The organism is Phocaeicola oris (assembly GCF_021295095.1).
Classification (GTDB): domain Bacteria; phylum Bacteroidota; class Bacteroidia; order Bacteroidales; family Bacteroidaceae; genus Phocaeicola; species Phocaeicola oris.
The window spans coordinates 13248-25874 of the sequence record NZ_JAJLQX010000008.1 but is presented as its reverse complement, the minus strand read 5'-3'; the positions used below and the strand labels follow the sequence as shown (position 1 = coordinate 25874).

At 39.9% G+C, this 12627-nt stretch carries 8 protein-coding genes; 6 read left to right on the top strand and 2 right to left on the bottom strand.

Features of this window, described 5'->3' with window-relative positions; translation table 11 throughout:
- Position 1: 1 nt before the first annotated feature.
- Complete coding sequence (locus LO761_RS05510; RefSeq protein ID WP_272817326.1) at positions 2-688, bottom strand: queuosine precursor transporter; 687 nt, start codon at positions 686-688, stop codon at positions 2-4.
- Between the two features lie 129 nt (positions 689-817).
- The gene (locus tag LO761_RS05505) at positions 818-2458 is read right to left on the bottom strand and encodes an AMP-binding protein (protein WP_272817325.1); all 1641 of its coding nucleotides are present in this window, start codon (positions 2456-2458) and stop codon (positions 818-820) included.
- Positions 2459-2579: 121 nt separating this feature from the next.
- On the opposite strand from LO761_RS05505, the gene LO761_RS05500 reads away from it, so the two are divergent.
- The 6 genes from LO761_RS05500 to LO761_RS05475 all read left to right on the top strand — a co-directional run bounded on the left by LO761_RS05500 (position 2580) and on the right by LO761_RS05475 (position 12621).
- A complete protein-coding gene (locus LO761_RS05500; RefSeq protein ID WP_272817324.1) occupies positions 2580-4574 on the top strand; it encodes an OPT family oligopeptide transporter in 1995 nt (664 codons plus the stop codon).
- Positions 4575-4675: 101 nt separating this feature from the next.
- The gene (locus LO761_RS05495) at positions 4676-5284 is read left to right on the top strand and encodes a 30S ribosomal protein S16 (RefSeq protein WP_272817323.1); all 609 of its coding nucleotides are present in this window, start codon (positions 4676-4678) and stop codon (positions 5282-5284) included.
- Between the two features lie 807 nt (positions 5285-6091).
- Complete coding sequence (locus LO761_RS05490) at positions 6092-6937, top strand: hypothetical protein (RefSeq protein ID WP_272817322.1); 846 nt, start codon at positions 6092-6094, stop codon at positions 6935-6937.
- Positions 6938-7023: 86 nt separating this feature from the next.
- Positions 7024-10014 (top strand): golvesin C-terminal-like domain-containing protein, encoded by a 2991-nt coding sequence (locus tag LO761_RS05485; RefSeq protein WP_272817321.1) that lies wholly within the window; start codon positions 7024-7026, stop codon positions 10012-10014.
- A gap of 1 nt (position 10015) precedes the next feature.
- Positions 10016-11338 carry an MFS transporter gene (locus LO761_RS05480; RefSeq protein ID WP_272817320.1) on the top strand — a complete coding sequence of 441 codons (1323 nt, stop codon included), beginning with the start codon at positions 10016-10018 and terminating at the stop codon, positions 11336-11338.
- Between the two features lie 8 nt (positions 11339-11346).
- Complete coding sequence (locus tag LO761_RS05475; RefSeq protein ID WP_272817319.1) at positions 11347-12621, top strand: exo-beta-N-acetylmuramidase NamZ family protein; 1275 nt, start codon at positions 11347-11349, stop codon at positions 12619-12621.
- The last annotated feature ends 6 nt before the right edge of the window (positions 12622-12627 follow it).

Genomic DNA, 12627 nt, shown 5'->3' with positions numbered 1-12627 from the left:
ATCAATTGTTCAACTTAAAGATATTATAGCTGATACCTTCGTCGTAAACATCATCACCCTCTATGCGTTTGGTAGCATGCACTATACGGATAGTAATAGGCAGCACTATAATCTCGTACAATGTCTTTAAAATCACTTGAGATATAATCATCGAAGGCAACTGTCCTATTGGAATCACTCCAATAAACGCTAATGGAAAGAATATAATAGAGTCGCATGACTCGCCATACACGGTACTAAGTATGGCTCGTGCAGAAAAATTCTTTCCCTTTGATGAAATCTTCATCTTACTCATAACATAAGCATTGACAAATGAACCTACAATGAAAGCGATAAACGAAGCAGCAGCAATACGCGGAGCCAATCCGAAGACAGCATGAAAGCCTTGTTCATTATTCCAATAAGGCGCTCCCGGAATGACATCGACAACAGCCCCGAAGAGAACAAATAGAAAGTTCATCAGAAATCCGACCCATATAAGCAAACGGGCACGACGATACCCCCAAACCTCACATACACAATCGTTAATAATATAACTAACCGGGAAAACCAATAAGCCACCTGTGAAATTAAGCGGACCGAATGCAATTTGCTTTGTTTCAAGAACGTTTGCTGTAATAAGACAAACACAAAAGAGAATGCTAAAAAGCAAAAATAGCACACTCACACGTTGCTTTAAGTAATTCATTTTCTTGTTTTATTAAAGGAGGTTACCAAGCACTCCTATTGTTAGCGACCGCAAAGATACAATAAATTTCAGAAATTTATATTCAGGAATCTATTATTTTGGTTACTTTATACCAATATCTATTATGAATCAATTATATAAAAACCGTTTAATGGAACGCTTCGGGGTTTTATCAAACTCTTCAGGGTAGATTTGAAAATTAGCAATCTGACTGTAATGAGGAAGTTTCTTATTCAACACCACTCTGCTATCTTCAACTAATTTATTCACCTGCTCTATTGAAAGACCGTTCACCACCCCTTCATTATAATTGGGGTGAACCAATGCCACCAGTTTTCCATCACGTTGAACAACCAAGCTTTCTACAACATACGGCAAGTGATTCAACTGATCCTCTATTTCCTCAGGATAAATATTCTGTCCATTTGATCCGAGCAACATAGTTTTGCAACGTCCTTTCAGGTATATATTCTCCTCTTTATCCATAATTGCTATATCACCTGTGTGAAACCAACCGTCAGCATCAAAAGACTTCGCGTTATCCATATCACCTTTATAGTAGCCTAACGTAACATTATCTCCCTTCACTAACACTTCCCCCGGAGCATGCTCCACATCATCTGAAACAATCTTCACTTTCAATCTATCAACCGGATGTCCACACGAATGAGCCTTGAAAGTCGTAGAAGATGCATAGCTAATAAGCGGGCCGCATTCTGTCATACCATACCCAACAGTAAAGGGGAAGTTTATTTTCTTCAGAAAATCCTCCACATCAGGAGACAAAGCAGCACCACCTATCACCAATTCAATAAAATTACCACCAAAAAGTTGAAAGAGCTTCTCACGTATCTTCTGATAAGCAAAACGACGCAAGGCAGGAATAAGCATAAGCAACGTCATCTTTGCTCCGGAAAAAACAGGAAATATATTCTTTCTCACAATCTTTTCGATTACCAATGGGACAGTAATAATGAGTGTAGGGCGCAATTCTTTATATGCCTTGAATATGATCTTCGGATTCGGACGGGAAAGGAAATAAGTATGACACCCATTTGCAAACTCAAATAGAAAAGAAAACAATAAGCCGAAAGCATGAGCCATAGGCAACATACAAACATGATTATCTCCTTGCTTGATGGGCATATTATCTTGGGCAAAGCGGATATTCGACCACAAACTCCGATATGGAATCATCACTCCTTTTGAAAAACTCGTTGTCCCTGAAGTATAACTGATGTATGCTAATTCATCAGGGGCGTCAACATGATAGGAAATGACATCAGGATTAAACTCAACAAACTTCCGGATAAACAAATCTTCCATATTATTTCTAAGAGTATGAAGCGTAGAAAGACGGTCAACCAATACTGCATAATCGCTAATCTGAAGCACTGCTTTCAGCTTCTGCATGGATCCTTCGTCTAAATTCTCCCAAATACTTTCATCCACGAACAAAACGATAGAGTCGGAATGATTAACGATATTATGTATATTATCAGCCTTAAAATCGCTCAAAATAGGAACACAGACAGCACCATACGTCAGTGTAGCCAGAAAGATAACACCCCAATTGGAACTGTTTTTACCACAAAGAGCTATCTTATCGCCGGCTTTCACTCCTGCCTTATCGAAAAAGATGTGCAGTTCTGCTATACCTTTGGCTACATCTTTATACTTCAACGTGCTTCCTTCAATATCGCTCAGTGCATCAACATCCCAATTCTGCTTAATACTCTGTTCTATTAATGCCAAAAAACTCTTTCCCATACCTAAATATTTATTTCGATGTAATTATACGCATAATTTTCCATAAAAACGTCAGACAAACTAATTATTTTCTGTACTTTTGGAAGTTTGATAAAAAACATAACTATTAAATCGATATAAAATGAAAGAATATCAAGAAAAGCAGGTCGGACTACCTGAGAATGCGTTCCGCCCATTAAAGCAGGGCGAAGAGTATGAACCGATACTTAAGCCCGACAAGATATATCCGGAAGTGAACACTTGGTCGGTAACTTGGGGAGTACTAATGGCTGTCTTGTTTTCGGCCGCCGCCGCATATCTCGGACTAAAAGTCGGTCAGGTTTTCGAAGCTGCTATTCCTATTACCATTATAGCTATCGGACTATCAAGTGCCACAAAACGCAAAAATGCACTGGGCGAGAATGTTATTATCCAAAGTATCGGTGCCTGTTCAGGAGTAATTGTAGCCGGAGCTATCTTTACGCTCCCTGCTCTATACATCCTAAAAGCTAAGTATCCGGAAATGACCGTCAGCTTTATGGAAATGTTCATCAGCTCACTCCTTGGCGGTATATTAGGTATTCTGTTTCTTATACCATTCCGTAAATACTTTGTGAAAGATAATCATGGAAAATATCCTTTCCCTGAAGCAACAGCCAGTACACAGGTATTGGTCTCCGGAGAAAAGAAAGGCGGACAAGCCAAACCTCTGCTCATTGCCGGACTAATTGGTGGTTTGTACGACTTTATCGTGGCAGCTTTCGGATGGTGGAACGAAAACTTTACCACCCGTGTATGCGATTGGGGTGTTATGTTAGCTGATAAAGCAAAAGTTGTATTAAAGATAAATACCGGCGCAGCCGTACTTGGTTTGGGGTATATCATCGGACTGAAATATGCAGCTATCATCTGTGCCGGATCTCTGTTGGTATGGCTAATTATAGTTCCCGGAATGAATCTGTTTTTTGGTGATCAGGTACTAAATATGTGGAATCCGGCTATCACACAAACAATCAGTGAAATGAGCCCGGAACAAATATTCGCTGAGTATGCCAAGAGTATCGGCATCGGAGGTATTGCCATGGCAGGAATCATTGGTATCGTGAAGTCGTGGAAAATTATTAAGGGAGCAGTAAAGCTGGCAGCCAAAGAGATGGGAGGAAAGAAGGCAGAAAAAATTGTGCCACGCACACAGAAAGACCTGCCAATGACAATTATCGCATTCGGAGCCATCTTTACGCTATTACTTGTTCTTCTGTTCTTCTACTTCGATGTGATGCACAGAAATATTCTTCATACTATTGTAGCCATTTTGCTGGTAGCTGTTATCTCATTCCTTTTCACCACAGTTGCCGCAAATGCCATTGCCATTGTTGGAACAAACCCTGTATCAGGTATGACGCTGATGACTTTGATTCTTGCATCTGTAATTATGGTTGCTGTGGGATTAAAAGGCACATCGGGAATGATTGCCGCTTTAGTCATGGGAGGTGTTGTTTGCACTGCGCTATCAATGGCCGGTGGATTCATTACCGATTTGAAAATAGGCTACTGGATTGGTACAACCCCTGCCAAACAAGAGACTTGGAAGTTCTTGGGAACACTGGTTTCCGCAGCTACAGTAGGCGGAGTCATCATGATTCTTGACAAAACATACGGATTCACATCGGGTGCATTAGTTGCTCCACAGGCAAATGCCATGGCTGCTGTCATCGATCCACTGATGAACGGTGTGGGCGCTCCTTGGTTATTATATGGCATAGGTGCTGTTATGGCTGTTGTTCTTACACTGTTGAAAGTACCTGCACTGCCATTCGCATTGGGCATGTTCATTCCGTTGAATCTCAACCTTCCGCTGCTGGTTGGCGGAGCTGTTCAGTGGTATGTATCAAGTCGCGATAAAGATCAAGAAGTGAATAAAACCCGGAATGAGAAAGGAACACTCCTCGCCAGCGGATTCATTGCAGGCGGAGCTTTGCTTGGTGTAGTCAGTGCCGGATTGAAGTTCGCCGGCATCGACTTCTATCACGCAGAATGGCAGAGCAACTCATGGAGTGAAGTAATCTCGTTCATCGCCTACATTCTTCTGATAACATGGCTGATTAGAAGCAGTATGAAAATAAAAAATAACCGTTAATCTTTGGGTAATCAAATAAAAGCAGTAACTTTGTGCCCGCTAATACGAGTTATCAGCATAAAATTCAAATCATTCTTTTAATTATTAAAACATTTATTTAAATGGCAACAAGAATTAGATTACAAAGAGGTGGACGCAAAAAATATGCATTCTACTCTATTGTTATTACAGACGTAAGAACTCCACGTGATGGTCGATTTACTGAGAAAATTGGTACTTATAATCCAAATACCAATCCTGCCACAGTAGATTTGAATTTCGAACGTGCCCTTTATTGGGTAATGGTTGGCGCACAGCCTTCAGACACTGTTCGTAACATCCTTTCAAGAGAAGGTGTTTATATGAAAAAACACTTACTCGGAGGTGTTGCTAAAGGTGCATTCGATGAGGCTACAGCTAACGCTCGTTTCGAAGCTTGGAAAAACAACAAGCAAAATAATCTGCAAACTTTGAAGAACAAAGTTAATGCTGAAAAGAATGCTGTTGCAAAAGCACGCTTAGAAGCAGAAAAGAAAGTAAACGAGACTATTGCCGAAAAGGTTGCTGAGAAAAAGGCTGCTGAAGAGAAAGCAAAAGCAGAGGCTGAAGCTGCTAAGGCCGCAGAAGAAGGTGCTAAAGCTGCCGAGGAAGCCGCAAAAGCTGCTCCCGTTGAAGAAGCAAAAGCAGAAGAAGCTGCCCCTGCTGAGGAAGCTCCAAAGGCTGAGGCTTAATACAAGCGTTACAAAACTAAAAGAAATCCTCCGTCCTGCGGGGGATTTTTTTATGTCCGTAAAAGTAAAGCATCATCAGGCTAATGAATGCAACGCATGATTGAATCATCCAAATAATCCATGAGTATAAAACACTTGACTTAACTAACGAATACATCAGAGATAACAGTTACAGAATTGTGAAATCATAGCAATTAACACGGGAAACAATAAATCCGCGAACAATCATTACTTCAAATGATAGGACAAATAAACTAAATCTTGCTGAAACTATAAGAATTTCCACATAATAGATTATCTGATTTTATTGACAATTCAAGTGGTTCACGCTCGTGGTGTATATGCATCACGTGCGTGAGACAGATGCATCACATGCGTGAGACATGTGAATCACGCACGTGATGCACTTAAATTTTCACATATTTTCGTAAATTTATCCTCATAAAAATTCCAAATGATGAAGAAAAAATAAAAAGAAATGGATATAATCAATGGGAATTTCAACAATAACGGTTGAAAGAATGGAATACAAATAAGTGTAACTTTTAGGAATAAATGATATAAAAATTCAAGATCTCTCTATGGTGTCAGTTCACATGAAAGAAAATATTATCCGAGTATATATTTTCACTTTATCATATCCCGTAAAAGCAATAAAACAATAATATATTACATATCAATTTCTTAGTATATCTTGAAGAAACAACATTTTTATTAAAAATTTTAAGAAAAAGATTAGGTTAATGTAAAATTTTTATATATATTTGAGAATTAACACTAAAAATATTACTTAAATTAAACTTAAATATGATACTAATAGCTGATGGTGGCGTCGCAAAGACAAGTTGGTCTGCAGTAGATGATACAGCTACACTTTATCATGCAAACACAGACGGAATAAATCCTTTCGTACAAACACGAAGGGAAATAAGTAGAAGTATTAGGCTCAAACTGCCTAAAATCTTTTTTGAAAAAAAGTTCAAACATGTTTATTTTTATGGAGAGGATTGCCATGAAAGAGAATGTAAAAAACTTTTAGGAGACGCGCTTGTAGCCCATTTCAAAACTCCGATTCATGTAGAAAGTAATTTACTGGGTGCTGCACGCGGCCTTTTCCAAGATAAAAAAGGCATTATCTGTATTATTGACACTACGTCCTTTTCCGGCTATTATGATGGAAAAATAATAGATAAATACGTTCTTCACGGCGGATTTATTTTAGGTGATGACGGAAGTAGTGTCGTATTGGGACGCATGTTTATCTCCGACCTGATAAAAGGTTGGGCTCCCAAAGACTTGACAACAGAGTTCATTGAAAAATTCGGTATCACTTATAAAGACATTTTCCAAGAAATTTATTCCCGCCCGAATCCAACTTATTCAATGATATCTATAGCTGCGTTTCTGAATGACCACATGGATAATGAATATGTTATTAATTTAATAAAGAATAATATACGTAATTTCTTCCGCCGTGATATCATTCAATATAAAAACCTCTCTGTCCCTATCCGAATAACAGGAAAAGAAGCCATGATATATGCCAAACAAATACAAGAAGTTGCCAAAGAAGAAGGATATACCATCGACAGCATTACAGAATCTCCCGATGAGGGACTCGTGAAATATCATCAAAATCATCCTGAAAAGTAAAAACAAAGGAAGAAAAAGACTTGGCATACATAAAAATAATATGTATTTTTGTTCATCTGAACAATTAAATATATAAAGGAATATTTATGAAGTTAAATATATATATTTTCTCTTTTCTCTTTATATTCTTTTGCCTGCCACATCAGGCTGAGGCACAACAAATATCAAAAGCAGTACAATTAAATATAAGCGACTATCTCACCAAGATTGGTACACGGGAAATTGCTTTAAAACATCCGATAAAAATAAAATCAGCCAGAGTAATCGGTAAAAAAGTTATCATTACGGCCGATGACAACTGCGCGTATATTCCTTTTCGTGAAAAGAATGTAGCCGAAATTTATCATGGGGTGAAAGAACTGCTTCCCACAAAATATGCCGGATATAATGTTACTATCATAACAAACAAACGTACGATAGAGAGTCTGATCCCTATCCCTTTCCGAACAAAGAAAATAGCAGAGAACAAACTCTTCGCCCCTGCTCCCACTACTCCGCTTGTCACAAATATTTCAAAAGCATACCAACCAACCTTAGGACTTCGCAACCGTCATTTAGCTATTTGGCAAAGTCACGGACGCTACTTCAATCAACGAAAACAATGTTGGGAATGGCAACGAGGACGACTCTTTGAAACAGTAGAGGACTTATACACACAGAGCTATGTTCTTCCATTCCTTATTCCGATGCTGGAGAACGCGGGAGCCAACGTACTACTTCCCCGGGAACGTGATGTGAATACTGTTGAAGTAATTATAGATAACGACGAGGGTGTAGATAAAAATTCCACTTATACCGAAACATCCGGAACAGAGAAATGGAAAACAGGCGCAGAGGATGGGTTCGCTCATAAACGAGATCTATATATAGAGTTCGAAAATCCGTTCCATGAAGGAACCTATCGTCAGGTTCAAACGGTCTCAGGAGGAAAAGAAAGTAAAGCTATATGGACACCACACATACCCAAAGAAGGTGAATATGCCGTATATGTAGCATATAAAACAGTACCAAACAGTTCGAAAGATGCTTTATATTCTATATACCACAAAGGTGGCATAACACAATTTAAGGTAAACCAGCAAATGGGTGGAGGTACATGGATTTACCTTGGCACGTTCCACTTTGATCAGGGGAAAAGCGATAGGACAAAGATTATCCTTTCAAATATATCTTCCACGCCCGGAACTGTTGTAACCGCCGATGCTGTTAAGATAGGCGGTGGTGTAGGAAACATAGCCCGTCGATCTAAAAGTAAAAAAACTGCCGACTACATCACAAGTGGTTACCCCCGCTTTTGCGAAGGATCCCGATACTGGTTACAGTGGGCTGGTGCTCCCGACAGCATTTACTCCGAATCGCAAGGAGATAATGACTACTCCGACGACTTCAAGTCGCGCGGACATTGGGTAAACTATCTGGCCGGAGGATCCTCTGTTCTACATAAACAAGACGGATTGCATATTCCTATTAATATGGCTTTCGCTTTGCATTCCGATGCCGGACTGACCGATAATGATTCTATCATTGGCTCACTTGGAATCTATCAAACCTCGTCATGGGGAGGTAAGTATGAGAATGGCGCAGACCGCTATCTGGGACATGACTTAGTAGATATTATTCAAACACAAGTGGTAAACGATATCCGAAAGACTTATGAACCGTTATGGAGCCGACGCGAGATGTGGAACAAAACATATCATGAAGCCCGATTCCCATACGTTCCAACCATGTTATTTGAATTACTTTCGCATCAAAACTTCGCAGACATGCGCTACGGATTGGATCCGCGTTTCCGCTTTACCGTCAGTCGCGCTATATATAAAGGTATGCTTCAGTTCCTTTGCTGGCAATATCATCAAAAATATGTAGTTCAACCTCTCCCTGTGGACAACTTTGAAATCTTTATGTCGGGTGAAACGGAAGTCGAACTGCGCTGGCAACCGGTAAATGATCCGTTGGAACCGACAGCCAAACCGGAACAATACATCGTTTATAAACGATTGAGTAACGGAGCATTCGATAATGGCACGCTCGTTGGAACTAATACCTATAAGATTTCCATTCCAAAAAATATGATCTGCAGTTTTAAAGTAACTGCGGTAAATAAAGGAGGCGAAAGTTTCCCATCAGAGGTTCTTTCTGTAGGAAAAGCAGCAAACAGCAAAGGCACCGTACTGATTGTTAACGGATTCGATCGTATCAGTGCACCGGCCGACTTTGTTGATCCCAACGATCCCAATCATGCCGGATTCCTTGATCATGAAGATCATGGAGTTCCTTATTTAAAAGATATCAGTTATACAGGAAAGATGAATGACTTCGACCGTACTTCAGAATTTATCTCGAATGATAATACCGGCTTCGGAAACAGTGAAAGCGATTATGAAACAAAAGTAATTGCCGGCAATACGTTCGACTACCCTGCTCTGCACGGATCCTCCATACTGAAAGCCGGTTACTCTTTTATTTCTTGTAGTAATGAAGCTGTCAGCAATAAGCATGTATCTCTAAACAATTATAAAATAGTTGATTTAATTCTCGGTAAACAATATCGTACAAAAATGGGACGGGGTAATGTCTATCCCATAGAATTCGCTACTTTCGATAAAGGACTTCAGGCTGCTGTTACCAACTATGTCGCACAAGGTGGAAATATCTTCGTCTCCGGAGCATTTGTTGCCAGCGACTTATGGAACAACCGCAACATTCAACCCTCTATGACTGATATGCAGTTCACTCAGAATGTATTGAAATATAAATTAGAGAAGAGTAATGCAGCTCATAACGGACAAGTGAAAGCGGAGAAATCAGGTTATAACCTATTTAATGGAACCTTTACTTATTATAATACGCTAAACAATCAATCGTATATTGTAGAAGCTCCGGATGCCATAACTCCTACCGATAAGAATTCAAAAGTCGTTCTCCGTTACAGTGAGAATAATCTTGGAGCCGGTATCGCATATCAAGGAACATATAAAACTGTTGTTTGGGGAATTCCATTTGAATCGATACGTGAAATTGAAAATCGTAATATACTAATGCACAATATATTAAATTTCTTTAGTGCAAATTAAAATGAAAAAGAAAAACATATCGCCATGGTTCTGGATACCTACGCTTTACTTTGCTGAAGGCATCCCTTATTTCATTGTTAATAACATATCGGTAACTATGTTTACCAAGATGGGAGTTCCCAATGGGGAGATGGCTCTATTCACCAGCTTATTGTATCTGCCGTGGACTATTAAACCATTGTGGAGTCCGTTTGTCGATATTATTAAGACAAAGCGCTGGTGGATTATCACAATGCAAGCTTTAATGACTATCGCATTCGTTTTACTCACCTTTTCCATCCCACATCCCGATACAGACATTATACAATCTATTCAAACGCCGATAAGTCTGTTTACTTTTACATTGATACTTTTTATCATTACCGCCTTTGCGTCAGCTACTCACGATATAGCTGCCGATGGTTTCTACATGTTAGCTCTCAATCAACAGAAACAATCGTTCTTTGTCGGTATTCGCAGCACATTCTATCGTCTTTCGTCTATATTCGGACAAGGCGTACTGGTATTCATCGCAGGATTAATGGAAACAAGACTGAATAATATTCCTATGGCTTGGCAAATCACGCTGGCAGTTTGTGCTGTTATGTTTGCCATCATCACATGCTATCACCTGTTCTTTATCCCCAAACCTGTCGAAGATGCTCCTCGCCTGAATTCAGAGACAAGTGACAAGGCAAAAAAGATTATCCAAGAATTTGGCCGGACATTTGCTACTTATTTTAAGAAACCGGGTGTTTGGTTGGCCATCATCTTTATGCTGCTCTATCGATTACCGGAAGCTTTCCTATTAAAGATGGTAAATCCGTTCCTGCTTGGATCGATTGAAAGCGGCGGATTAAACCTGTCGACATCGGAAGTAGGCATTATCTATGGAACAATTGGTGTAATCTCACTCACAATTGGAGGAATTCTCGGAGGCATCGCCGCATCTCGTTGGGGATTGAAGAAATCGCTTTGGCCGATGGCTGCATGCATGACACTCCCGTGCCTGACATTTGTATATCTCAGCACATCAATTCCTTCGAACGTGATTATCATCTCCGGTTGTGTGGCCATTGAACAGTTTGGCTATGGATTCGGATTTACTGCTTATATGCTCTACATGATGTATTTTTCCGAAGGCGAGTTTAAAACAGCACATTACGCCATCTGTACGGCATTCATGGCTCTTAGCATGATGATTCCGGGAATGTTTGCCGGTTATCTGCAGGAATATTTGGGATATAAGGCTTTCTTCTGGATGGTCATCGCCTGCTGTATAGCTACGGTTATCGTCACTTTCCTTGTAAAACGAAAAGTTGCTACCGATTACGGATTGAAATAGAATATGACATGAGAATAATCATCTCCATCTTACTTCTTCTGATGAGCTATAACATCGAGGCTCAACGTATAAGAATCAAAACCGGCATTGAAGTTTTGAAAGAGAATCATTTTGAGATTCTGGAAGGTAAGCGCGTAGGATTGATTACTAATCCAACCGGCGTGGACAACTTTATGAAATCGACCATTGATATTCTCCATGAGGCTCCGAATGTAAATTTAGTTGCGCTTTATGGTCCAGAACATGGCGTCCGTGGGAATATGTACGCCGGCGATAAGATTTCCGATTCAAAAGATAAGGAAACCGGACTTCCCATCTATTCGCTTTACGGGAAAAACCGTAAGCCTACGGCTGACATGTTGAAAGATATAGATGTCTTAGTATATGATATTCAAGATAATGGATGCAGATCATTCACATTTATCAGTACCATGGGACTGGCTATGGAAGCCTGTGCGGAAAATAACAAAGAATTCATAGTACTCGACCGTCCTAATCCGCTGGGAGGAAGAAAGATAGAAGGCTGTATAGTGGAGGACGACTGCAAATCTTTCGTGAGCGAATTCAAGATACCTTATATATATGGACTGACTTGCGGTGAACTGGCAATGATGCTGAACGGTGAACACATGCTAAAAGATGGGGAATCGTGTAAATTACATGTGGTCAAGATGAAATATTGGAAGCGTGAGATGAATTATGAAGATACGGGGCTTCAATGGGTAGCCCCCTCTCCTCATGTTCCACAGGCCATCACTTCGTTCTTCTATCCGATAAGTGGCATACTTGGTGAGTTAAACTATATGAATATCGGCGTTGGCTATACCATTCCGTTCCAAGTTTTTGCCGCCTCATGGGTCAAGGCTGATGAACTGACAAAAGCGATGAACGAATTAAACATACCGGGCATTGTTTTCCGCCCCATCTGTTTCAAACCTTTCTACGCTTTCGGCAGTGGAGAGCAATTGCAAGGGGTACAAGTTCATATCATGAATTACAATAAAGCGCCATTAACCGATATCCAATTTCTTATTATGCAAGAAATCGCACGTTTGTATCCGGATAAAGCTGTATTCAAATTCGCGCCATCTCAAACCTTCAGAACGTTTGACATGGTATGTGGATCCAAACAAATCCGAAGTCGATTTCAGGCACGTTATCGCTGGGAGGATGTAAAGGCTTATTGGTACAAGGACGTTGAAGCCTTCAGAAAATTATCAAGAAAATATCATTTATATAAAGGTGAGCTATGGAAATACCATACTCATCACAAAGAAATTTAATCAGCA